21 protein-coding genes and 1 pseudogene are annotated in these 23,726 nt (G+C 36.4%); 8 read left to right on the forward strand and 14 right to left on the reverse strand.

Annotated features, from left to right (window positions below; genetic code table 11):
- Positions 1–73 precede the first annotated feature (73 nt).
- From DN389_RS06735 to DN389_RS06755, 5 genes and pseudogenes are all read right to left on the reverse strand, one after another.
- A complete protein-coding gene (locus tag DN389_RS06735) occupies positions 74–778 on the reverse strand; it encodes a ComF family protein (RefSeq protein ID WP_149236933.1) in 705 nt (234 codons plus the stop codon).
- Positions 778–2,127 carry an ATP-dependent helicase ComFA gene (gene comFA, locus DN389_RS06740; RefSeq protein WP_149236934.1) on the reverse strand — a complete coding sequence of 450 codons (1,350 nt, stop codon included), beginning with the start codon at positions 2,125–2,127 and terminating at the stop codon, positions 778–780. Before comFA ends, DN389_RS06735 begins: the two co-directional genes overlap by 1 nt.
- Positions 2,128–2,254: 127 nt before the next feature.
- A pseudogene (locus tag DN389_RS06745) lies at positions 2,255–3,680 on the reverse strand (C40 family peptidase).
- A gap of 146 nt (positions 3,681–3,826) precedes the next feature.
- Positions 3,827–4,141 (reverse strand): winged helix-turn-helix transcriptional regulator, encoded by a 315-nt coding sequence (locus DN389_RS06750; RefSeq protein WP_000400858.1) that lies wholly within the window; start codon positions 4,139–4,141, stop codon positions 3,827–3,829.
- A gap of 172 nt (positions 4,142–4,313) precedes the next feature.
- Positions 4,314–5,156 carry a DegV family protein gene (locus tag DN389_RS06755; protein WP_000844776.1) on the reverse strand — a complete coding sequence of 281 codons (843 nt, stop codon included), beginning with the start codon at positions 5,154–5,156 and terminating at the stop codon, positions 4,314–4,316.
- 239 nt (positions 5,157–5,395) lie between these two features.
- Here DN389_RS06755 and DN389_RS06760 point away from each other — a divergent pair, with 239 nt between their 5' ends.
- Positions 5,396–6,031 (forward strand): YigZ family protein, encoded by a 636-nt coding sequence (locus tag DN389_RS06760; RefSeq protein ID WP_000926678.1) that lies wholly within the window; start codon positions 5,396–5,398, stop codon positions 6,029–6,031.
- 74 nt (positions 6,032–6,105) lie between these two features.
- Positions 6,106–7,245, forward strand: a complete 1,140-nt coding sequence (locus tag DN389_RS06765; RefSeq protein WP_060488037.1) for an LCP family protein — start codon at positions 6,106–6,108, stop codon at positions 7,243–7,245.
- A gap of 40 nt (positions 7,246–7,285) precedes the next feature.
- Here DN389_RS06765 and wecB read toward each other — a convergent pair whose 3' ends face one another.
- Both wecB and DN389_RS06775 read right to left on the reverse strand, forming a co-directional pair.
- On the reverse strand, positions 7,286–8,401 hold the full coding sequence (gene wecB / locus DN389_RS06770) for a non-hydrolyzing UDP-N-acetylglucosamine 2-epimerase (protein ID WP_000140139.1): 1,116 nt from the start codon (positions 8,399–8,401) through the stop codon (positions 7,286–7,288).
- 75 nt (positions 8,402–8,476) lie between these two features.
- Entirely contained in the window at positions 8,477–9,847 is a 1,371-nt protein-coding gene (locus DN389_RS06775; protein WP_142954188.1) for a UDP-glucose dehydrogenase family protein, read from the reverse strand.
- A 585-nt stretch (positions 9,848–10,432) separates the two neighbouring features.
- On the opposite strand from DN389_RS06775, the gene DN389_RS06780 reads away from it, so the two are divergent.
- From DN389_RS06780 to DN389_RS06790, 3 genes are all read left to right on the forward strand, one after another.
- Positions 10,433–11,506, forward strand: a complete 1,074-nt coding sequence (locus DN389_RS06780; protein ID WP_000378302.1) for a glycosyltransferase family 4 protein — start codon at positions 10,433–10,435, stop codon at positions 11,504–11,506.
- 200 nt (positions 11,507–11,706) lie between these two features.
- Positions 11,707–12,444 carry a polysaccharide deacetylase family protein gene (locus DN389_RS06785; protein ID WP_088123748.1) on the forward strand — a complete coding sequence of 246 codons (738 nt, stop codon included), beginning with the start codon at positions 11,707–11,709 and terminating at the stop codon, positions 12,442–12,444.
- Positions 12,445–12,548: 104 nt separating this feature from the next.
- Positions 12,549–15,224 (forward strand): sigma-54-dependent transcriptional regulator, encoded by a 2,676-nt coding sequence (locus DN389_RS06790; RefSeq protein WP_149236935.1) that lies wholly within the window; start codon positions 12,549–12,551, stop codon positions 15,222–15,224.
- A 139-nt stretch (positions 15,225–15,363) separates the two neighbouring features.
- Here the strand turns inward: DN389_RS06790 and exsM are convergent, their stop codons facing one another.
- A complete protein-coding gene (gene exsM / locus DN389_RS06795; RefSeq protein ID WP_149236936.1) occupies positions 15,364–15,777 on the reverse strand; it encodes an exosporium regulatory protein ExsM in 414 nt (137 codons plus the stop codon).
- A 189-nt stretch (positions 15,778–15,966) separates the two neighbouring features.
- Between exsM and DN389_RS06800 the strand changes: the two genes are divergently transcribed.
- The gene (locus tag DN389_RS06800; protein ID WP_149236937.1) at positions 15,967–17,148 is read left to right on the forward strand and encodes a chromate transporter; all 1,182 of its coding nucleotides are present in this window, start codon (positions 15,967–15,969) and stop codon (positions 17,146–17,148) included.
- 39 nt (positions 17,149–17,187) lie between these two features.
- Here DN389_RS06800 and chbG read toward each other — a convergent pair whose 3' ends face one another.
- From chbG to DN389_RS06825, 5 genes are all read right to left on the reverse strand, one after another.
- Positions 17,188–17,892, reverse strand: a complete 705-nt coding sequence (gene chbG / locus DN389_RS06805; RefSeq protein ID WP_149236938.1) for a chitin disaccharide deacetylase — start codon at positions 17,890–17,892, stop codon at positions 17,188–17,190.
- 48 nt (positions 17,893–17,940) lie between these two features.
- The gene (gene celF / locus DN389_RS06810; RefSeq protein WP_000145753.1) at positions 17,941–19,266 is read right to left on the reverse strand and encodes a 6-phospho-beta-glucosidase; all 1,326 of its coding nucleotides are present in this window, start codon (positions 19,264–19,266) and stop codon (positions 17,941–17,943) included.
- Between the two features lie 3 nt (positions 19,267–19,269).
- Positions 19,270–19,593, reverse strand: coding sequence for a PTS lactose/cellobiose transporter subunit IIA (locus DN389_RS06815; protein WP_000989050.1), 324 nt, complete (start codon positions 19,591–19,593; stop codon positions 19,270–19,272).
- Positions 19,594–19,776: 183 nt separating this feature from the next.
- Complete coding sequence (gene celB, locus DN389_RS06820; RefSeq protein WP_149236939.1) at positions 19,777–21,084, reverse strand: PTS cellobiose transporter subunit IIC; 1,308 nt, start codon at positions 21,082–21,084, stop codon at positions 19,777–19,779.
- A 16-nt stretch (positions 21,085–21,100) separates the two neighbouring features.
- Positions 21,101–21,403 (reverse strand): PTS sugar transporter subunit IIB, encoded by a 303-nt coding sequence (locus DN389_RS06825; RefSeq protein WP_001023563.1) that lies wholly within the window; start codon positions 21,401–21,403, stop codon positions 21,101–21,103.
- Positions 21,404–21,804: 401 nt separating this feature from the next.
- Between DN389_RS06825 and DN389_RS06830 the strand changes: the two genes are divergently transcribed.
- A complete protein-coding gene (locus DN389_RS06830) occupies positions 21,805–22,896 on the forward strand; it encodes a polyamine aminopropyltransferase (protein ID WP_149236940.1) in 1,092 nt (363 codons plus the stop codon).
- A 27-nt stretch (positions 22,897–22,923) separates the two neighbouring features.
- Positions 22,924–23,295 carry an adenosylmethionine decarboxylase gene (gene speD / locus DN389_RS06835; protein ID WP_149236941.1) on the forward strand — a complete coding sequence of 124 codons (372 nt, stop codon included), beginning with the start codon at positions 22,924–22,926 and terminating at the stop codon, positions 23,293–23,295.
- Positions 23,296–23,405: 110 nt separating this feature from the next.
- Here speD and DN389_RS06840 read toward each other — a convergent pair whose 3' ends face one another.
- Positions 23,406–23,723, reverse strand: a complete 318-nt coding sequence (locus tag DN389_RS06840) for a PTS sugar transporter subunit IIA (RefSeq protein WP_000379644.1) — start codon at positions 23,721–23,723, stop codon at positions 23,406–23,408.
- Between the last annotated feature and the right edge of the window lie 3 nt (positions 23,724–23,726).

Below are 23,726 nucleotides of genomic sequence, written 5' to 3' on the forward strand. Positions count from 1 at the left end.
CTATAACGAATGACAACTTACGAAGTCAAAGAAGACTTATCGTCTTTTTATTATCCCTTTCGACAGTTACAGATCAACTTCTACAGAGCGTCAAACTAGAAACTTCCCTTGCTCCTCTATCGTATAAAAGACTTCCAATTTGTCTAACTGTAATTCCTGTCGTATATACATCATCAACGAGTAAAATATGTTGATCACGAAACATATCTTCTCCCTGAAAATAAAAAGGATTACTTCCCGAAAGCCTTTCTTTACGTGTCTTCTTACTTTGCTTTTCTGTTTCCCTTCTTCTTAATGAGGGATAAGAAATTTTGACAGGCAAACAAGCTGCTAATAACTCTGCCTGATTAAAACCACGTTCATATTCCCGTTCCCTACTAAGCGGAACAGCAATAACACTTGAAACGCTCGTAAAATGCTTTTGAAACAGCTCCCGAAAGGATCGATAAAAAATATGAACTAACTCCGCATCTCCCCGAAACTTAAACTGTGCTAATATTTCTTTCATCTCATCATCGTACACGTGCAAAGAACGATTTTTAAAAGGACGATACTTCTCCTCATTTATCCACCTTACGCAATCCATACAAATATCATTTTCTTTATATTCGGAAGGAAAATCCTCTAAAGATCGCCCACACTCCATGCAAATCTCTCCTATAATATAGGAAAGTTTCCGCTCACACCTATCACATATATATTTTTTGTGAGACTTGACAAAGAAGGTGTACCAACTAACTGTTTCCAACATATACTCATCGCAAAGTAGACAATGCATTAATCGATTAATCCTTGTTCTTTCGCCTTTTTGTTCATACTTTGAATATGCCTTTTCGCGCGTACCATCGCCTCTGTCTTACCGCAATGAAAATAAACGACCTCGCCATAAGGTTCTTCAAAACTACGACCTGCTCGGCCGGCAATTTGTACGAGCGCACTTTCTGAAAAGATTTCTTCTTCCGCCCCTAACACCGCAACTTGTAAATTCTTCACAGTTACTCCTCTCTCTAAAATTGTCGTTGTAACTAATAACGGAATTTCTCCCTTTCTGAAAGCTGCTACTTTTTCTTTTCTCATCGGATCTTCTGCATGTACACCATCGATTCTAGGATCCAACGTTTTCAATATCAGGCTCAATTCTTCTATATATCGCACATGAGGAACAAATAAAAAAATGGGATACTTTTTGCTTACGTACATTTTTAACCATTGTAGTAACACTCGAGGAATTCTTTTATGGTGGAGACTTTTCTTCCAATTTCCGCACCAGCAAAATAGAGGAACTGGTAACGGATGACGATGGTATCGTCCAGAGACAATGATACCTTTTTGTTTACCACTTCTGAAATTATGTTTCCGCTTTTCATCGGGAGTTGCCGTTAAATAAATACGCGCCGCTTTCTCTTTCATCGCTTGTTGCACTGCATACTTTAACATTTGATCCGCATAATACGGGAAGGCATCTATCTCATCTACAACCATGACATGAAACGCTCTATAGTAACGTAACAGTTGATGAGTCGTTGCAACGACTAACGCTGCATCTTTGTCCCTATCTTCACTTCCTCTGTATAAGGACGCTACATTTACATTTGGAAACACTTTTTGTAATCTCGGCGCTAATTCTAGTACAACATCTGTTCTTGGTGTTGCGATACAAACTCTTTCTCCTTTTTGAAGTGCCTCTGCAATACCGTAAAATAGCATTTCAGTTTTTCCAGCCCCGCACACAGCCCAAATAAAAAAAGAGTCTTTCTTCTTAATAGCTTCTATAACACCTTGCGCCGCCAACTCCTGACCAGTAGACAAGGCCCCGTTCCACTGTAACGAATTTAAACCTTTTTCTCCTTTTCTTTCAGCGATCCCACGAACGAGTACAGCACATTCACTAACTCTCCCCATCGTTATACACTTCCGGCAATACGTACATACTTTACTGCACCTTTTACATAAAAATGACGCAAATAGTCGCTGCTCTATATTTCCGCAGCGCTGACACATATATTTAGAAGCTTTCTTTTTTACACCTTGTACACATACGACCTCCCTCTTCTTTTTCAAATCTTGTAATGTATCCCGTAAATCTGAAGAGAGTTCCTCTAATAGTAACTGTTTCCCTGCTAACATCAGCAATCACCTCCAGCACTACTATAAACCTTTCTCATAATCTCGTAAAAACTCAAAAAAGCCGATAACCTACTTATAAAATAGTAAGCTATCGACTTTATACACGTTTTTTTATTAAATTATAATCCTATAATCTTCCGTAACCTAAGAAATGTTTTTGGTTGTAACTACTGCTTAAGCTAGCGTAAGCAATCCCTTTATCACCAGCATGAATCATTTGGCCATTACCAACGTAAATACCGATGTGAGATGGACCTGGTTTATAAGTACCTTGGAAGAATACTAAATCTCCAGGTTGTGGGCTACTTACTCGAGAAACTGAATTCCAGTAACCTGCAACGTCTTGACGCCCTACACCATAGATGTAAGAAATGAATCCACTACAGTCAAAACCACCGTTTGATGGAGATGCACTTCCCCAAACATATGGTAAGCCTAAGTAACCTTGTGCTTTACCAATTACGCCACCCGCATTTGGAGTTGGCGCTGGCTCTGGTTTTTTCGTTTCTTGCTTAGGTGCTTCTTTTTTAGGCTCTTCTTTTTTAGGTTCTTCCTTTTTAGGCTCTTCTTTTTGAGCTTGTCCACCGTTGTTTGCTGGTGCAGCTTGCTGAGCAGGTGCTTGTGCTGGCTGAGCTTGCGCATCTTTAGCAGCTTGTTCTGCTTGTTTTTGAGCAGCAGCTTCTTGTGCAGCTTTTTCTTGTGCTTCTTGTTCAGCAATACGTTGTAATTGTAATGCTTGTTTTTCAAGATCTTTCAATTGACTTTCCGTACTTGTCATTGAAGTTACAACTGTATCCATTTTACCACTTAAATCGTTTACTGCTGTTGCTTTTTTCGCTTTTTCAGCGTCAAGTTCTTTCTTAGCAGTTTCAATTTGAGCTTGTGCTTCTTTTAATTCTTTTTGCTTTGTTTTTACCGTTTCAACATCTTTTTTCACGTTCGCTTGATCTTCTTGTTGTGTTTTCATGATATCTTCGTCAGACTCAAGAATTTTAGAAACAGAAGTTAAACGATCAACTAAATCTGCAACGTTTTTAGAGTTTACAAGAACTTCTGTTACAACGTTCGTGTTTGGTTGCTCTTGAAGTGCAACTAAACGCTTTCTTAATAACTCTTCACGTTTTGCAATTTTCGTTTGTAGTTCTGCAATATCTTTATTTTTATTTTCGATTAATTGCTCAGTATCCGCAACTTTTTTCGTTGTTTCATCAAGTTTTGAAGCATTCTCTTGAACAGATTTATCCAAACCTTGAATTGTTTTGTTTAAGTCATTCATTTGCTTTTGTAATACATCACGTTCTTGTTGTTGTTTATGTAAAGTGTCATTTTGTGTATTAATTTGTGATTTCACGTCAGAAATTTTATCTTCTGCAAATACATTTGGTGTTAGTCCTGAAAACATTAACCCTGCAACTAATGCGCAAGATGCCATTTTTAGCTTTTTCATTTTATTTTTTACACCGCTTTCTTTTGTCTTTTTTCCGTATATAACCTATAAAATTTATACCATATTTCGGGATTTTTTTTGCTAATGTTACGCTATTGTAAAACAAATGTAATATTATATGTAACTCTATCGCAAAATATGCATATTTTTGTATATATGTGTAGAATTTTAAAAGCTTTTTATAAGCAAAGAAAAAACGCAAGGTTTCCCTTACGTTTTGTTACATACACTAATACGAATGAAATCAAAACGTTATTTCATCCATTTCTCAGCCCAATTTTGGACTTCATCCATAACACTTTCTAATGCTTTCCCTTTTTCAGTTAAGCCGTACTCGATTCGAACTGGTACTTCTGGATAAACATTACGAACTACAATGCCTTCACTTTCCAATTCCTTTAAACGCTCTGATAACATACGATCGCTCATATTCGGTATAATATCTGCGATTTCTCTAAAACGTTTTGACTCTTCAAGCAAAGATTTAATAATTAAGCCAGTCCATTTTTTACTAAGCAAAGTAAAAGCTGACTCAAACTTTGGACATAAACAAGAATTATGCTCCATATGTTTCACCTCTCTTCTATTATAATATAGTTTCTTGTAAAAAGTAAGTTATAAAACTTTCCTCATTATTTTATTTTACGTACATTTTACCATTTCCAAATATTAACTTGTCAACTACACGTAAAATATCCGTAAAAAAACCCTCTTCAAAAAGAGAGCTTTTTATATCTTATTACTTCGTATACCATCCAAGTCCTAGTGCACCTTCACCTAAATGCGTACCGATTACAGCACCGAAATAACCTGTGCGGATTGTAACATGAGGATATTTTGCTTCTAATTCTGCCTTCCATTCATTCGCTTCCTCTTCACGTTGTGCATGAATGATAACTGCTTCCATAGGTACACCTTGACTTGCTTGCTCATCAAAAATTTCAACAATTCGTTTTAACGCTTTTTTACGTGTACGAATCTTTTCAAATGGAATAATGATTTTATCTCTAAAATATAAAACGGGCTTCACTTGTAACAAACTACCAATGAAAGCTTGTGCACTATTTAATCGTCCTCCACGTTGTAAATGATGTAAATCATCCACTACAAAATAAGCGTCCATCGTTTGCTTCATTTCATCAAAACGGGCAACGATCTCTTTCGGATCTTTTCCTTCGCTTGCTAATTTTGCCCCTTCACGTACATAGAATCCTTGTACTTCACAACTAATTTCAGAGTCGTACGTATATACATCAATACCCTCTACCATTTGCCCGGCTGTCGTTGCCGTTTGATATGTACCACTAATCCCACTTGAAAGATGAATGCTAATAACCGCATCATAATCCTTAGATAGTTCTTCAAATAACTCAACAAACTTTCCGATTGCTGGCTGAGAAGTTTTCGGAAGTTCTTCTTGCTCACGTACTTTTACATAGAAATCATCTACTGAAATTTCAGCTTCTTCTTGATAAGATTCCGTTCCAAACACAACGTTTAATGGAATCATATATATATTGAGTTCATCACGAATATGCTTCGGTATATATGCTGTACTATCAGTAACAATAGCTGTTTTCATTTGCGTACCTGCCTTATAAAAAAGTTTTTATTCCCTAAGTTTACACGAAAACTAAAAATGGTGCATCCATACATGAAAATGCCAATTTGAAATAACACTTACCATCTCGACAAATTACAACAAAAAGGTGAAATACTCACCAAAAATTTCAACTTATTTATAAAAAATGTTTGAATATAAAAACGCTCGCTTTTAAAATGTAAAGTACTAGTCATTTTGGTAGATAGGGGCGTATACGAGTGTTATTACAATATTTAACAATCAAAGACTACGGTGAGCACGAAATTGTCATTCAAAAATCAAGATTTATTTGTTACGTTAGCAGAGCTACAACCGAAGCAGAAGCTCAAGAATTTATACAAAAAATAAAAAAACAAAATTGGAATGCCACACATAATTGTTCTGCGTATTTGATTGGCGAACAAGATCAAATCCAAAAAGCAAATGATGATGGAGAACCTAGCGGCACAGCTGGCGTACCTATGTTAGAGGTACTAAAAAAACGCGGTTTAAAAGATACCGTCGTTGTCGTTACACGCTATTTTGGTGGCATCAAACTTGGCGCAGGTGGATTAATTCGCGCATATGGAAAATGTACAAGCGAAGGCATTAATCATGTCGGTGTTGTTCAGCGAAAACTAATGCGTGTTATGCAGACCGAAATTGATTACACATTACTTGGCAAAATTGAAAATGAATTACGTAATTCGAAATATGCCATTAAAGATATACATTATCTCGAAAATGTCACATTTGATACGTATGTAGAAGAAGACGGAAAACAAGCATTCACAGATTGGATGATTGAGTTAACAAATGGGAAATGTACAATTACAGAAGGAGATATGTTGTACTTAGAACAAGATGTTATCTAAGAATAACTACATCCTCACCTTTAAAGATTAATGTAGTAAATTACTTTCCTACAAATGAACTAAGGAGATTATATATGGAAGAACGTTATTATCATCTCCAAAATAGCAGAATAAAAAAGAAACGAAGAAGAAAGTTTTTCTACTTCCTTATTTTCGTATTTTTATTTGGTGGTGTAGGACTTTATATATTAAATTCCTACTCTTCTCTCATGGGGATGTATAGTGGTTTTACTCGTCAAAAATCGGACTTGAGAACCGAAGATGTAGAAATTACAAAGGAGCCTTTTACACTCCTCATTATGGGTATAGAAGATTATGCAACGGACGGTCAAAACGGTCGTACAGATTCATTAATGTTTGCGACCGTCAATCCTAAAACTAAAAAGATTTCGCTTATGAGTATCCCTCGTGATAGTCGCGTTCCAATTGTTGGTAAGAACAAAGAGGACAAAATTAACGCTGCGCACGCTTACGGCGGAGAAGAAATGGCAATCAAAACTATCGAAGGTTTTCTAAAAGTTCCTGTAGACCATTATATTAAAATTGATTTCCAAGGCTTTAAAGGAATTGTTGATGCTGTTGGCGGTGTTACTGTTGATGTCCCATTCGATTTTTGGGAGCGTTCAGACGTGGATTACTACAAAAAAATCGAATTTAAGCAAGGACAACAAGACTTAAATGGGGAAGAAGCACTCGCATACGTACGTATGCGAAAGCAGGATCCAAACGGCGATTATGGTCGGGCCGCTAGACAAAGACAATTACTAGCCGCTGTTGCTCAAAAACTAAATTCAGCCTCTACCGTATTTAAAATTAAAGATTTAACAGCAGTCGTTGGAAAATATATAAAAACTGACATTCCTATTTCTGACGGACTTGCACTTTACAATAAACTATCTGGGTTTGATCCTTCTACAATACAAACGTTCAAGCTTGAAGGAGAAGACAAAAAAATAGGTGGTATTTATTACTTCCTTCCAGATCCAATCGGTGTAGAGACAGTACGTAACGAAATTAAAAAAGAATTAGGAGAAACAGCAAACACGCAAGAAAATCCAACTACAAAAACCGAATCAAACCCTTCTTCAAATGCTAATTCTAACGAAAAAGCGAAGAAAGAAACGAATCAGAACCAAAATCAGAACAAAACACCAACTGAACCACCTCCTTCTACGAATGCTCATGCAGAGTGGATTATGAGAAATCAGCAATAACAAAAAGAGCCAAATCGCATATGATTTGGCTCTTTTTTATTTACTTATTAAAGTGTTGTAAAATTGCTTCAACAATGCGCTCTGATGCACGGCCATCACCGTAAGGATTAGATGCTTTTGACATCTTATCATGAGCTTCTTTATCTGATAACAATTCATCAGCAAGACCAAAGATTGTCTCTTCGTCTGTTCCTGCTAATTTCAATGTACCTGCTTCAATACCTTCTGGGCGCTCTGTTGTATCACGAAGAACAAGAACCGGTACACCAAGTGACGGCGCTTCTTCTTGTACACCACCAGAATCAGTTAACATTAAGTATGAACGAGCTGCAACATTGTGGAAATCAATTACATCTAGCGGCTCAATTAAATGAATGCGGCTATGATCGCCTAAAATATCATTCGCTGTTTCACGAACAACTGGGTTCATATGAACCGGATACACAACTTGTACGTCTTCATGCTTATCAACAAGACGTTTAATTGCACGGAACATATTACGCATTGGCTCTCCTAAGTTTTCACGGCGGTGAGCTGTCATAAGTACAAGACGATCGTTTCCAAGTTTCTCTAGTACAGGATGACTATATGTTTCTTTTACAGTCGTTTTTAGTGCGTCAATCGCTGTATTTCCTGTTATGAAAATGCGTGACTCATCTTTATTTTCTTTCTGTAAGTTCGTTGCTGATTTTGTTGTAGGTGAGAAATGAAGATCTGCCATGACGCCTGTTAATTGGCGATTCATCTCTTCTGGGTATGGAGAATATTTATCCCATGTACGAAGTCCTGCTTCAACATGCCCTACTGGAATTTGATTGTAGAAAGCAGCTAAACTTGCAATAAATGTTGTCGTTGTATCACCATGTACAAGTACAATATCCGGCTTTGCTTCTTTCATTACTTTATCCAAACCTTCTAAACCACGCGTTGTAATATCAATTAAAGTTTGGCGGTCTTTCATAATATTCAAATCGAAATCTGGCGTAATTCCAAAGATACTTAATACTTGGTCTAACATTTGACGATGTTGCGCTGTTACAGTCACAATCGACTCAATTTTTTCTGGATGTTTTTGCAACTCTAACACAAGAGGTGCCATTTTAATTGCTTCTGGACGTGTCCCGAAAATTGTCATTACTTTTAAACGTTCAGTCATTTTATTACCTCTTTTCTTTCACTAGTTACAATTTCCCACCTTACATATATCACCATACCTAGATACACGCATTTTTTAACTAATAAAAAAAGTATTACTATTACGGATGCTTTTTCGCCCGATCGAGTAATACTCTAATCCCTGCTTCTTGGCATCCTCATTAGTATAGCAATTTCTCCCATCAAATAGAATGGGCTCCTTCATAAGCTTTACATACTTCTCTAACGGATAAGTTCGTATTGATTCCCATTCTGTTAAAATAAAAACAGCATCAGCTTCTCTAATCGCTTCATCTATGCATCCGGTGTAGCGTATAGTCTCTCCAAACACACCTTTTACATTTTGAATAGCCTGCGGGTCATATAGAATCACATCTGCATCCATATTAATTAATTCTTCTATTATAACAAGGGACGGCGCTTCTCTTATATCGTCAGTATTCGGTTTAAACGCTGCGCCAAGAACTGCAATCTGCTTTTTATTCATATCTATTATTTTCTTTGCTTTTTCAACCAGTAACAACTGTTGTTTATTATTCACTTCAATAACCGCTTTCAACAAACGAAAATCATGAGAAACATTCCCTGCAATTTGCACAAGCGCTTTCGTATCTTTCGGAAAACACGAACCCCCATAACCAATGCCCGCATTTAAAAAAGACGCCCCAATTCTCTTATCCATTCCCATCCCTTGTGCAACGTCTAATACATTGGCTCCTACCTTCTCACATATATTTGAAATTTCATTGATAAAACTAATTTTTGTCGCTAAAAAAGCATTCGATGCATATTTAATCATCTCTGCACTTTTTATATTTGTAACATACGTTTTTAAGTGTAATTCACTATACAAATTCTCCACTTTTCGTGCCGCTTCCTCATTATCTGCTCCAATTACAATACGATCTCCCTGAAAAAAATCGTAAATCCCTGAACCTTCCCGTAAAAATTCCGGATTCGATACGATATGTAATTCATATCTATTTTGTAATTTCTCCTCAATCCATCCCCTCATAACATCATTTGTACCTACAGGAACCGTACTTTTCGTAACGACAATAATGTCATTCGTCGCATATGTTCCAATATCGTCACAAGCACTTCGAATATATGTTAAATCCGCTGTCCCATCTAATAAAGACGGCGTTCCAACTGCAATAAATATAAATTCTGCATCGTAAAATGCTTTTACTCTACTTGTTGTAAAAGTTAAACAATCATTCTCACATGCATCATTTATTAATTCATATAAACCCGCTTCATAAATAGGCAGATCTCCTTGCTTTATCCGTTCAATTTTCTCATCATTTATATCAAAACATGTGACTGAATGGCCTAACATTGCCAGTCCTACTCCTGTAATTAATCCAACGTATCCGGTACCTATTATCGTAATTTTCATTTCCTTTTCGCACAGGAATATACAATAGAAAATATACGAATACATAGAATTCTCCCTGTGCTTCCCCCTCTCACATTAAAAATGAGAAAACTCTTTTACTTCTTTATTATATGAATTACTTTTTCCATTCTTTTTTAAGTTTTTGTAAAATTACATGTAAGAATATAAAATGAAACTTTATTCAGTAAGGGTCATCCGTCATCGACTAATTATTAGTTAAACCAATCAGGCTTTTACAGGAATTAAGATCCCCACCTAACTTCTTTTCTCCAACTGAATTTTGAGGTGCGAACCTTACTGCCCGTTCATGCGGATAAATTCCCACATTTTAACACGGAACTTACTCATTTCTACGTGTAACACTTATAATACTGAAATAAAAGTATTCACTATCGAAGAAAAAGAGAAAATGTCATATTCCAAAGCCCAATACGATTAACCTTCTCAAATGATTCAACATTCTGTATACAATTGTCATATATTCTATCCGCTTCCATTTACCACACAAAGAAAAAAAGATTGAATTCTAATCTTTTTGTGATACCATATGTTATGAGCCTGTAAATAATCATCTAAATTTTCAGAAAAAACATCTAAAAATTACGTTTAAATATAAAAGGTGGGGTATTAATGGACTCACAGGTGATTTATGCCATTTTGGCATCCTTTATCACTGTACTCGGCGTTACTCCTTTCGTTATTAAATTAGCATTTAAGATAGGAGCAACAGATAAACCAAACGCGCGTAAAGTACACCAAAAAATCATGCCCCGTCTTGGCGGATTAGCAATTTTTATCGGTGTAGCTGTAGGTTTTGTTGTTGGTGGGTTATACGAACAAAGAATGTTATCAATAAGCTTAGGCGCTATCATCATCATTATCATTGGGATTTTAGATGATATGTATGAATTATCAGCAAAAGTAAAATTTGGTGGCCAGCTATTAGTTGCTATATTAATTGTAAAAAGTGGATTATTAGTACAGGTACTATATATACCAATTATCGGGGATACTGAACTTGGATGGCTCGCATATCCAATTACAGTTTTTTGGATTGTAGGCATTACAAATGCCATCAACTTAATTGATGGTTTAGATGGATTATCCGCTGGAATCTCATCAATCGTTCTAGCAACATTGGCTTACATGGCCCTCACCAGCCCTATGGGTACTGGTGCAGTTATTATCTTGCCATTAGCACTTATCGCACTTGCAAGTACGCTTGGATTTTTATTCTATAATTTCCATCCAGCAAAGATTTTCATGGGAGATACCGGCGCCCTATTTTTAGGTTATTGTATTTCCATCCTATCTTTATTGGGATTATACAAAAGTGTAACGCTATTTAGTTTCCTTGTTCCAATTATCATTTTAGGTGTACCTATATTTGATACAACTTTTGCGATTATTCGTCGTATTGTAAATAAAAAACCAATTTCAGCACCAGATAAATCTCATTTACATCACCGTCTCCTAGCAATGGGATTCTCTCATCGTACGACGGTGCTCATCATTTATGCATTTGGTATTTTTTTTAGTGTAAATGCTATTTTTTTCACTAAAGCGACGCTATGGATATCAATGATTCTTCTGTTTGCTTTAATTTTCTTTACTGAAATAGTCGCTGAAGTAATCGGTCTTGTACACGACCGTTACAAACCACTTATTTCCTTTTATAAAAAAGTAAAAAAACGCGAAGACTAATTGTAGTATAGCCTTTACAATTATGAAATATTCAAATAGCATCCTCTTTCTTATAAGAGGATGCTATTTTTTATTCATCATTTTATATTTCCAAAATATAGATTGTTTGAGAGCTCCACTATTGGAGAAAGATATACATAATAAGAAAAGGATTATATTTTCTTTTTTACATCTTGATTGTCAAACTGAGGGTGAATGTTATGATCAAGCGAGTATTTCAATACGTTATTTTATTTTTAACAATTACTATGTACGCGTCATCTCATGCAGGAGCAACTACAATGCCCCCTGCTGAACATCATCCAAATACTGAAACTACCTCTCCTATCCAAAAAATCGCGTACTTAACATTTGATGACGGACCAAACAAATATACTACGCAAATTTTAAACATCTTAAAGGAAAAGAACGGAAAAGCAACTTTCTTTGTTATTGGCGGAAAAGTGCCACATTATAAAAAAACAATGCAACGATTAATTAAAGAGGGGCATTATATCGGACTTCACAGTATGTCACACGATGTAAAACGCCTTTACACTGGTGATCCTTCCGCTTTAATTACAGAAATGGAACAAACACAAAATATTGTTCAGCAAGTTACAAAATTAAATACACATCTCGTTCGTGTCCCGTATGGTAGCATGCCTTACTTAAAAAAGAATTACCGTGATGCACTTGTATCCGCCCAGTATAAAATGTGGGATTGGACAATCGATACATATGACTGGAAAAGCTATGACAATCCTTCTGCCATACTAGAAAGAGTACGTAATCAGAGCGATGAACAAGTGGAAGTGATTTTAATGCATGATTCGAGTGTAACCGTACAAATACTGCCTAAAGTAATTGATTACTTACAGTCACAAGGATACAAACTTCTTCCCTATAATCCATCTTCTCACCTCGAAGTGAACTTTTGGAAAGACACAAGATTGTAACAGCTTTAGTGCCTATTTGCTAAAGCTGTTTTATTTTTCTCTTCCCACCCTTCCCATTTTTGTGTAAAATTTTAAATAGTGATGAAGTTTCGAGGTGAATAGAAATGAAACGAATAGATCTCATTTTTAACGCAATACAAGAAGGCAATTATATAGAAGGTGTAACCGCATCAGAACTCGCTACCCTGTTACAACTAGATCGTGCCAATGTAAGTAGCGACTTAAACAAACTTGTAAAAGATAAACGTTTATTAAAAACAAATACGCGTCCTGTTCGTTTTTATATAGAAACGAACGCTTCGTTGGAAACGCATTCAAAGGAAATGACTTCATTAGATACATTTGCAATTGAAAATACAAGCCTTAAAATCGCAATCGAAAAAGCGAAAGCTTCTATTCTCTATCCTCCAAACGGTATGCATACTTTACTGCTAGGAGAAACAGGAGTCGGAAAATCTATGTTCGCTTCTTTAATGCACGAATATGCAATTGAAGTTGAACAGCTTCCTAAAAATGCACCATTTATCGTCTTTAACTGTGCCGATTACGCAAATAATCCACAGCTACTACTTGGGCAGTTATTTGGGATTAAAAAAGGAGCTTATACAGGGGCAAGTGATCAAAAAGGGTTAATTGAAAAAGCACATGAAGGGATCCTTTTCTTAGATGAAGTACATCGCCTTCCTCCAGAGGGACAAGAAATGCTTTTCACCTTTATTGACCGCGGGGTATACCGCCGCCTTGGAGAAACAGAAAACGAGCGTAAAGCACAAGTATTAATCATTACTGCAACAACAGAAGAACCAAATTCATTTTTATTAAAAACATTTACAAGACGTATACCAATGACTGTTACGCTGCCACCACTTCGTGAGCGTACACATAAAGAACGATTTGCTTTACTGCAACTATTTTTCACAAATGAAGCAATCCGTCTGCGAAAAGAAATTCACGTTAGTCCGAATGCAATGCGCGCTTTCGTCTTTTACAATTGCCCCAATAACATCGGGCAATTAAAAACGGATGTACAAATTGCCTGTGCGAAGGCCTACTCTGAGTTTGTGACAAAGAAACGTGATTCTGTCTATGTTTCAAGTACAGATTTACCTTGGTATATGAAGGAAGGGTTATTCATTGAAAGAAAGAGCCGTCATCTATACCAAATACCAAATGAAACATTTGTATTTACAGGTGATGAAGGTTGGAGTAATCATAAAACAGAAAATGAAAAACAGTCTTCTATTTACGATTATATTGACTATAAATATGAAGAACTTCAAGCTCGCGGTATTGAAGAGGACGAATTAGAATTACTAATAGAAAATGATCTTCAAAGCTTTTTCGTACAATATTTTAACCAAATATCAAAAAAAACAAGTCATGAAAATGTTTTTAAAATTGTGGATCGTAATATCGTTTCCGTATGTGAAAAAATTGCGGAACTTGCTGAAAAGCATTTATCTAAGACGTTTGATGAAAAAGTATTTCTCGCTTTAAGCTTACATGTACAGACAACTCTACAACGTTTGCAAGCTGGGAAACAAATTCATCACCCACAATTAAATCAAATTCGTACGAAATATAAAGACGCTTTTTCCGTAGCTATGCAATGCATTCAACTACTGGAGGACGAATTACAAATAACAATGCCTATTGATGAAGCAGGATTTTTAACAATGTTCTTCGTTGTTGATCCAATTCCTGCCTCACAAACAGAAGTAAAAGTATTAATATTAGCGCACGGCAACGGCATCGCAACAGAAATGGCAAACGTCGCAAACGAACTGCTCGGCATTGAGGAAGTAACCGGTATCGATATGCCGTTACATGAATCGCCGAAAGATTTCTTAGAGCGTGTGAAAGTGTATATGAAAACACTCCAAAATGTAAATGGACTTCTCTTACTCGTCGATATGGGCTCGCTCGCTTATATTGGTGATATATTAGAAACTGAGTTCAAAATTCCGGTACGTGTTCTTTCCATGACAAGTACTCCACATGCACTAGAAGCAGCTCGAAAAGCTCAACTTGGCTACTCGTTAGATGCATTATATGAAACAGTGAAGAACTTAACACCGTTTTACTTAAACGTACAAGAAGAAAAGAAAAAGCCACTATCACCAATGAAGTCTGTTATTTTAACAGCTTGTTTAACTGGGGAAGGCAGTGCTTTAGCTATTCAAAAAATGTTAGAGAACTATTTGCGATTTGACAAAGACTTAATTGAAATTATTCCAATTAGTATCGTCCATGAAAAAGATTTAACGAAAATGATTGAGAACATAAAAAAAGAGCGGAATATCATTTGTATCGTCACAAATTTCGATGTGCAGGTGCCATGCTTAACATACCATTTCCAAGACATTGTAAACTACACAGCGATTCAGCCAATTCAAGAATTAATTACGTATGAAGAAACATATGCAAAAATGGCTGATATTCTGGAACAACAAATGCAGCGGAACGACGGAGCATTACTTATTAAAACAATTCGTTACGCATTAAATACAATTCAAGAATTAATTTCCTTACAGCTAACTCCTGACAGCTTAATGGGTGTGATTCTGCATATGAGCTGTATGGTTGACCGTCTTCAAAAAGGAGAAAGCCTCCTCCCTCATCCAGATAAAGAGAAACGAAGACAAGATGAGTACTGGATGTATATGAAAGTGAAAAAAGCATTACAACCAATTGAAAATACATTTGAAATACAAATACCTGATGATGAAGTGTTTTATATCATGGACTTCTTCATTAAAAATCAGCCTGTAAAAAATTAATCGAAGCAGTTTTTAAATATATCGACCGTAACGCGAATTATATTAGCGATTTTCAAAATATATCGATTTACCGACAATAATCGCTAAAATTTGCACCTTATAGAAAAAAGGCTGTTCCAAAATATGGACAGCCTTTTTTCTACTTCTTTACTTTTCTGATTCTCCCCCTGATTTCGCCCTTCTTATTAGACTTTGTATAAACATTTACATATACATTCGCCTGAATGATTTCTTGAAGTAAGCTATCAAATGCTCTCCCCTGTAAAGGCCCTTCAAAATCTTCCACATTGACTACACCGGTCACGATTCCTTCATTTACACTAATACCTTGCTTTATTGGACCAAATAAATTTAAAACCACTGGACCAATTTGATCCGCTTTCCCTAAATGAATTTGGCATGATGTAACTTTTTCGATGTTTTTCAATATGATCCGATATTGTAATTTCTTTAAATCATCACTAAATATAAACTCTGTTACACCATAAGCTTCTGTATTTACAGGAGGTAGTTCCCTCTTCCCTGTTAACCTCGCAAAGAAATGTGTTGTCATACGGGCATTCTCCTTATATAAATTTCCCAGCACTACTTCTACTACTTTATGGTTTATACATAATCATTTATGACTTTTTCAAGTTTTAATTACGAAGAAAAGATTCACACAATCTTTACATTAGAATCGTTCCTTTTTCTTTACTACCTCTTGTATAATGCACGTAGAAAAGCATTCTAGGAGGTAGTTTTGAAAAATAAAAAATACACTTTCCACACATTATTAGAGATTTTTCTCGTCTCATTTAAATTAGGACTTACTTCATTTGGTGGTCCTGTCGCCCATCTTGGCTATTTCCACCACGAATACATACAAAAAAGAAAATGGATGGATGAACGAAGCTATGGAGATTTAGTAGCACTATGTCAATTCCTTCCTGGTCCTGCTAGCAGTCAAGTCGGTATGGGGGTTGGATTATTAAGAGGCGGGGTATTAGGAGCTATTATTTCATGGGTTGGATTCACTTTACCGTCTGTGCTTGTTTTAGTTTTCTTCGCCTCATTCCTTAATCAATTCGACCTTGGAAGTGCTGGCTGGATTCATGGACTAAAACTTGTAGCAGTCGCCATTGTTGCTCATGCCATATGGGGAATGGCGCAAAAATTAACGCCAGACCGAAATCGTGCGACGATTGCTATTGTAACTGCCGCAATCGCCTTATTATGGCCAAGTAGCTGGACACAAGTCATTCTCATTATAGTATCTGGCTTTATCGGCTGGTTTTTATATCGCAACCAACCAATTAGTCAATCTCAAAATATAAAAGTACCTATTTCAAAAACGATAGCAGTTTCTTGTCTCATCTTATTCTTCGGACTATTACTGTTGCTACCAATATTAAGACCGTTCTCATATTACATCGCTTTATTTGATAGTTTCTATCGCTCTGGCGCACTTGTATTTGGAGGCGGACACGTCGTGCTACCCCTTCTTGAAGGTGAGTTCGTACAAAACGGAATGATGACGAAAGAACAGTTCCTAGCTGGATACGGATTAACACAAGCCGTACCAGGCCCACTATTTACATTCGCTTCTTATATAGGAGCTGTGTTAAACGGGACGCTTGGGGCAATACTCGCAACAATTGCGATCTTTCTTCCTGCTTTCTTGCTCGTTATTGGTGTTTTACCATTTTGGGACAGTGTGAGAAAAATCTCTTACATACAAGGCGCACTATTTGGAATCAATGCAGCCGTTGTCGGTATTTTATTAGCAGCTTTTTATGATCCTATTTGGACGAGCACAATTATGAACGCTGTAGACTTTGTTTTTGCATCTCTTCTATTTTGCTTGCTCGCTTTTTGGAAAACACCACCTTGGGTTATCGTTATACTCGGAGCCTTTGGCGGATATATCCTATCCATTTTGTAAATAAAAAAACGACGGCATTATGTAGCCGTCGTTTTTCTATTAAAACTTCACAAGTTCTATTCCTTCCGGCAACTCGCTCCCTGTTAAAATACGCAATTCTTTCACACGATCCATTACATAAGAAGAACGCTTCACAAGCTCTGGATCAATATAAGCTGGATGAACCATAATTTCTACCGTTTGTTCATCTTGTACTCTTTCTTTTAACCTTACAAAGTAATCTTCCGTCACACCATCCGCGTAAAAGTCACTGTAAAACACGTCAGAAAACGGGCGTACTGCTCGCTCTTCCTCACAACGACGAATTGGAACATTATATGTAGCCGCTAATCTCTCAAGAACATCGTGCAAGATCGGTAATCCATGCACGTGATGATGACTATCTAAATGAGTTGGTTTTAATCCGTAAGATAGAAATTTCTCAATTTGAGCAGTCCATTCTCTCTCAACTTCTTCTGCATTTAGCTTCCCTTCCCATACGACGCTTTGTTTATGAAACAATCCATCGCTATTTACAAGTGTTGGTACGTCTCCAAGAAGAGGTTCCCCTGCCGTTAATACGAGATGTACGCCTACTCCGAGTAGGTTATATTCTTTTGCTAAGCGTACCGCATGCTCTGTTCCTGGCATATTCATCATCATCGTCGTTGAATTTACAATTCCATTTATATGTCCATCAATAATGCCGTAATTTGTACCTTCTGTAAGACCAAAATCATCTGCGTTTACAATTAACTTAATCATCGTAATACCTCCTAATAGAATAAAAAAAGCGGGCTAAATAGCGCCGCTTTATTTCTCTACCTTTTTGAAGAACTGCGGAAGATGTTCTTTATGTGCTTCCAACATTTCATCTAAAATTTGTTTTGCAACTTTATCTGATGGTACAAGTGGATTAATTGTCATAGCAAGCAGCGCTTTATGATAATCTCCTGTAACAGCAGCTTCAATTGTTGTGCGCTCAAATGATTTAATTTGTTGTACTAAACCGCGAACTGGTACGGGAAGATCTCCGACCGCAATTGGTTTTGGACCTTCTTTCGTAATAATACAGTTCACTTCAACAGCAGAATCATGTGGTAAGCTTGCAATTGTTCCGTTGTTTCGTGTATTAACAGGCTGGATATCACCTTTATTATTGTAAATAGACGTAATTAAGCTACATGCTGCGTCACTATAATAAGCACCGCCACGTTTTTCTAATTGTGGTGGTTTAATATCTAAGTTCGGGTCTTTATATAGCTCGAATAAATCATCTTCTAACTGTTTTACTACCTCTGCACGTGTACCTTTTTCAATCGAAGCTTCTTTCTCTTCTTCTAACATTTCACGTGTTTTGTAGTAATAACGGTGGTATGGACATGGAATTGCACGAAGGCCGCGAATAAAGTCTGGCTCCCAGTTAAGCGCTGCAATATTTTCCATCGTAATTTGCTTTTCTGGATCTGTTACAAGCTCTAACACACGATCCATTACACTTACGCCATCTAAATATACGTCTAGTCCGTATACCATATGATTTAAACCTGCGAAGTCAACGTGGACACGACTTGCATCTACTTCAAGTAATCTTGCAAGACCCATACGGATTCCGATTGGAACGTTACATAGACCAACTACTCTTTGAATATTTGTATAACGAAGCACAGCTTCTGTTACCATACCAGCTGGGTTTGCGAAGTTAATTAACCATGCATTCGGACAAAGCTCCTCCATATCCTTACAAATATCTAAAATAACAGGAATCGTTCTCAGCGCTTTGAATAAACCACCAGGACCATTCGTTTCCTGACCGATTACATCATATTTTAACGGGATTGCTTCATCTTTTGCACGAGCTTCTAATAAACCTACGCGAAGCTGCGTTGTTACGAAGTCAGCATCTTTTAATGCTTCACGACGATCAAGCGTTAAATGTACCTCGATTGGTAAACCAGATTTTTTCACCATACGTTTCGCTAAGTTACCAACGATTTCTAACTTTTCTTTTCCTGCCTCAATATCTACTAACCAAATTTCACGAACAGGAAGCTCATCATAACGTTTAATAAATCCTTCAATTAACTCTGGTGTATAACTAGATCCACCGCCGATTGTAGCAATTTTAATTCCAGTCATGCTTTATTCCCCTTTCGCTTCTAATTTTTTATAAAGGTCAATAAATTCTGCTGCTAATTCTTTTACTGTAATCGCATTCATTAAATGATCTTGTGCGTGAATTAAAAGAACACTAATCTCTGTTTTTTCTCCTCTTGCTTCTGATTGTATGAGCTCTGTTTGGAAATGATGCGCTTCATTAATCGCTTCTTTCGCCTTTACCATCGCTTCATCTGCTTCCGCCATTTTCCCCTGTTTAGCGAATTGCAGTGCCTCCATTGCAAAGCTTCGTGCGTTACCACTATTTAAAATCAATTGGAATGGAATTTGTTCTGCTGTAGTCATCATAATTACCGCCCTCTCTATTATGGTTCAACCGATTTAAATACCCCTTCAGTTTGAACATGTCTATTAAATTATTATTTTATGAATGATAGTTTGGTGTTCTTGAAGATGGGTCTCATCTTTTTGAACATGATATAAAGGTAGTTGTTCTCACAGACAATATTGTCTGTGAGAACAATCTCTATGTTACATAGGTACAGAGTTGTTATTTCCTTGCGCTGCTGCTTTTTCAGTACGAACAACTGAACGGTCACATAATACTACGAATGGATAGTAGATTGCCATCGCAATTACAAAGTTGAATAACTGTAGAATTGCACCTGAAAGATGCCCACCTGTTACAAGATAACCACTAATAATTGGTGGTGTTGCCCATGGAATCATCACAACTGTTTTTGGTACCCAGCCAATAGATATAGCTGTATAAGAAGTAATTACTAATACAATTGGTGTTATGATAAACGGTAAGAATAAAATTGGATTTAAAATAATTGGTGTACCAAAGATTACTGGTTCGTTAATGTTGAATGCACCTGGTCCAATTGATAAACGAGATACACCGCGTAATTGTGCACTTTTTGCTACAAGTAATACAACTACTAAGAACGCTAATGTTGCACCAGAACCGCCAAGATATACGAAAGTATCAAAGAATGGTTTTGTAACAATGTTTGGAACATCAAATGCAGATGTACCACCTTGGAATAACTTCATATTTTTCTCTAATGCTGGTAAGTATAATGGCTCAATAATACCACCAACGATATTTGGACCATGTAAACCGAAGAACCAAAGAAGATGAACAAGGAGTACAATGACAATTGCACTTGGTAATGTCCCTGCTAAACTTTGCAGTGGTGATTGAATCGTATTAAAGATAAATTCATGAACACTTGTACCAGCTAATTTCACTGCTAATTGAATACCTGCAACTACTGTTAAGATAACAAATGCTGGAACTATAGCTGCGAAAGATCTTAAAACTGCTGGTGGTACTCCATCAGGCATTTTTAAAGTAATGTTTCTTTGTACGAAGAAACGGAATACTTCAGTAACAAGGAGTGCCACGATAATTGCTACGAATAACCCTTGTGCACCTGTCCAAGCTAAGTTCAATCCGCCTTCTTTCGGTGTTGTTGGCGTAAGAATAATTAACGCACCAAATGAAATAATACCTGCTGACAAACCATCAACGCCGTAAGATTTTGCTAAGTTATAACTTGTTGTAAATGCTATGATTAGTGCTAGAATCGCGAAAGAACCAGTCCACATTCCACCGCCAACTTGTTTCCACGTTTCACCAAACAAACCTTTCATGAAATCTTGGAAAGCCTCAGATGGAAAACCATTAATTAGTGATGCCAGTGCACCAACTAAAATAAGTGGCATAACTGCGATAAATCCGTCACGGATCGCAGCTAAATGACGTTGCGACCCGATTTTACCAGCGACAGGAACAATATATTTCTCCATAAATGCAATAAATTTTTGCATTTCGCTTCCCCCCTAATTATTTTTTAAGTGTTAATGCGTGATCTAAAACTGCCTCTCCATTCATCATGCCGTAGTGCATTGGATTGATAACGTCGATTCCAACGTTCTTCTCATCAGCAAGCGTTTTCATTGAAGAAAGCATGTAACGAACTTGTGGTCCTAGTAATAATACATCTGCTTGATCGATATTGTTTTTTACTGCATCCCCAGATACAGCCCAAATCTTTCCTTCTAGACCGCGAGCTTTTGCAGCCGCTTCCATTTTTGTAACTAGTAAACTTGTAGACATCCCTGCTGAGCAACATAATAAAATATTCATTTAAAAATCCCCCTTGTGTAGTATAAAAAATTTATGTTTATTTATTTTTCTTTACGCTATTTATTAATGCAATTATCGTGCCAACTTTTTAAAACCACTAAAATCAGCACTTTTTCGACTATTCCTTTTGTGTGTTAACGCTTTCAATTAGTGTGTCACCCAAAAAATACACAGTGTGTTATAAAACAACACGCTTTTAACACATAACTGTATGAAAATAGATTAGTGTTTAGTTGTCTAGTTGTATTTAAAACAAAAAAACACTAAAAAAATTTTTTACGCGTGAAAATCTAGTAAAAAAATAAAACTCTCTTGAACACACTCTTCTATCTATTGTCCAAGCAAACTCTACTAAATTACATAGAATAGAATAAAATAACACAATTCGAAAGGGGATTCCTATGCCAAAACATAGAAAACAAAGCAAAATAAAGATTTATAGAATAACAAGCTATAAAAAAGACAAGCGTTCTGAATTAAACTCTGACAAATTTGAACTAGAACAACAGGAAATTGAAAATAAACAGGACAAGCAAGATAAACAGGATAAGCAGAACAAACAAGAACAATCGGAAAATGTAATCATAGTACCCACAAATTCACACAGCTTAGATATATGGGATGAAATTTCTCTAAAGGAAATACAAGCTGGTGAACATACAAATTTATTTGCGGAACAAAGTAATTATCAAAATATTACTTTGTTACAAGTAAGCGATGTCCGTTTATATTTGGACAAGCAACTACAATTTAGTTCCGTTGATGAGCAAATTTATCATGAAGCACTTGTACATCCAATTATGTCAAAAGTAATTGATCCAAAACGTGTTCTTATATTAGGTGGTGGAGATGGTCTTGCCCTGCGAGAAGTTTTAAAATATGAAACTGTACTACATGTAGACCTTGTTGACTTAGATGGATCGATGATTGATATGGCTCGTAATGTTCCTGAATTAGTTTCTTTGAACAAAAGTGCATTTTTTGATAATCGTGTAAATACACACGTATGTGATGCAAAAGAATTTTTAAACTCTCCTTCCTCTTTATACGATGTCATCATTATTGATTTTCCAGACCCAGCGACAGAGTTGTTAAGTACTTTATATACAAGCGAACTGTTTGCTCGTATAGCTACATTCTTAACAGAAGGTGGAGCATTCGTCTGCCAATCTAATTCACCTGCCGATGCACCACTAGTATATTGGAGTATCGGTAACACAATTGAACATGCGGGATTAACTGTGAAAAGTTATCATACAATCGTTCCGTCTTTCGGAACTGACTGGGGATTTCATATTGCCGCTAATTCTGCTTATGTACTCAATCAAATTGAGCAATTATATGTTGTGCCAACTCCTCGAACATTACCTTCTCTTCTTGCTCCTTTGTTTCAATTTAAAGAAGAGCATTTAGAACAACGTAATCTCGCTCTTCTAAACTCAGAATCGAATCTTATCCTACATCAATGTTACAAAAAGGAAATGGAGTTTTGACGATATTATAGTGAGGAGTGCTACCTTATGGAATACTCTACTTTCGGTAAGCATATAATAGTAGATTTATGGGGAGTGGACTTTTCTTTATTAGATGATGTTCACTTTTTAGAACATCATTTAGTTACCGCTGCTAATCAATCTGGTGCCCATGTTTTAAACGTAAGTACAAAAGAATTTGACCCGCATGGTGTTACTATTTTAGTTTTACTATCAGAAAGCCACCTTTCTATTCACACTTATCCAGAAAAAAACTTTGCAGCCATTGACTGTTATACGTGCGGTACAACCGTTGAACCGCAAATAGCGATTGATTATATCGTAAGTATATTAAAACCAAATGAGATGCATATAAAAAAACTAATTCGTGGTATAGGAGAGATTGTAAATACCGATTAAATATCACTCTTACTCATTTGTAAAAAGGAGGATTGCAAATACCATCAGTGGAACGAACACTCCACTGATGGTACAGACACATACATAAAAAAACCTTGCATACGCAAGGTTCATTCAGTCGCTGACATTTTCCTATATAATTCTACAAATTCACTCGCTAATTCCTTCACCGTAATCGCGTTCATTAAATGATCTTGCGCGTGCACCATTAGAAGAGTAACTTCGGTCTTTTCACCACCAGCTTCTTTCTGTATGAGCTCCGTTTGTACACGGTGCGCCTCTTTTAATTCCTCTAACGCTTCTTGTAATTTAGCTTCTGCTTCTGTAAACTCTCCACGCTTTGCACAATCAATTGCTTCCATTGAACAACTTCTCGCATTTCCCCCATGCAAAATTAAATGAAAAGCTTTCGTCTCTATCGTATCCATTTT

The organism is Bacillus sp. AY3-1 (assembly GCF_008368785.1).
GTDB classification, from domain to species: domain Bacteria; phylum Bacillota; class Bacilli; order Bacillales; family Bacillaceae_G; genus Bacillus_A; species Bacillus_A wiedmannii.

What these genes read in the sequence shown, in the direction of transcription:
- DN389_RS06830 (WP_149236940.1), top strand. Translation starts at nt 21,805, where the DNA reads ATGCCAAAACATAGAAAACAAAGCAAAATAAAGATTTATAGAATAACA.
- DN389_RS06775 (WP_142954188.1), bottom strand. Translation starts at nt 9,847, where the DNA reads ATGTATTCGTATATTTTCTATTGTATATTCCTGTGCGAAAAGGAAATG.
- celF (WP_000145753.1), bottom strand. Translation starts at nt 19,266, where the DNA reads ATGACTGGAATTAAAATTGCTACAATCGGCGGTGGATCTAGTTATACA.
- DN389_RS06735 (WP_149236933.1), bottom strand. Translation starts at nt 778, where the DNA reads ATGCATTGTCTACTTTGCGATGAGTATATGTTGGAAACAGTTAGTTGG.
- DN389_RS06780 (WP_000378302.1), top strand. Translation starts at nt 10,433, where the DNA reads ATGGACTCACAGGTGATTTATGCCATTTTGGCATCCTTTATCACTGTA.
- DN389_RS06815 (WP_000989050.1), bottom strand. Translation starts at nt 19,593, where the DNA reads ATGATGACTACAGCAGAACAAATTCCATTCCAATTGATTTTAAATAGT.
- DN389_RS06750 (WP_000400858.1), bottom strand. Translation starts at nt 4,141, where the DNA reads ATGGAGCATAATTCTTGTTTATGTCCAAAGTTTGAGTCAGCTTTTACT.
- DN389_RS06755 (WP_000844776.1), bottom strand. Translation starts at nt 5,156, where the DNA reads ATGAAAACAGCTATTGTTACTGATAGTACAGCATATATACCGAAGCAT.
- chbG (WP_149236938.1), bottom strand. Translation starts at nt 17,892, where the DNA reads ATGATTAAGTTAATTGTAAACGCAGATGATTTTGGTCTTACAGAAGGT.
- DN389_RS06765 (WP_060488037.1), top strand. Translation starts at nt 6,106, where the DNA reads ATGGAAGAACGTTATTATCATCTCCAAAATAGCAGAATAAAAAAGAAA.
- DN389_RS06825 (WP_001023563.1), bottom strand. Translation starts at nt 21,403, where the DNA reads ATGAATATTTTATTATGTTGCTCAGCAGGGATGTCTACAAGTTTACTA.
- DN389_RS06785 (WP_088123748.1), top strand. Translation starts at nt 11,707, where the DNA reads ATGATCAAGCGAGTATTTCAATACGTTATTTTATTTTTAACAATTACT.
- celB (WP_149236939.1), bottom strand. Translation starts at nt 21,084, where the DNA reads ATGCAAAAATTTATTGCATTTATGGAGAAATATATTGTTCCTGTCGCT.
- DN389_RS06790 (WP_149236935.1), top strand. Translation starts at nt 12,549, where the DNA reads ATGAAACGAATAGATCTCATTTTTAACGCAATACAAGAAGGCAATTAT.
- exsM (WP_149236936.1), bottom strand. Translation starts at nt 15,777, where the DNA reads ATGACAACACATTTCTTTGCGAGGTTAACAGGGAAGAGGGAACTACCT.
- DN389_RS06840 (WP_000379644.1), bottom strand. Translation starts at nt 23,723, where the DNA reads ATGGATACGATAGAGACGAAAGCTTTTCATTTAATTTTGCATGGGGGA.
- speD (WP_149236941.1), top strand. Translation starts at nt 22,924, where the DNA reads ATGGAATACTCTACTTTCGGTAAGCATATAATAGTAGATTTATGGGGA.
- wecB (WP_000140139.1), bottom strand. Translation starts at nt 8,401, where the DNA reads ATGACTGAACGTTTAAAAGTAATGACAATTTTCGGGACACGTCCAGAA.
- comFA (WP_149236934.1), bottom strand. Translation starts at nt 2,127, where the DNA reads ATGTTAGCAGGGAAACAGTTACTATTAGAGGAACTCTCTTCAGATTTA.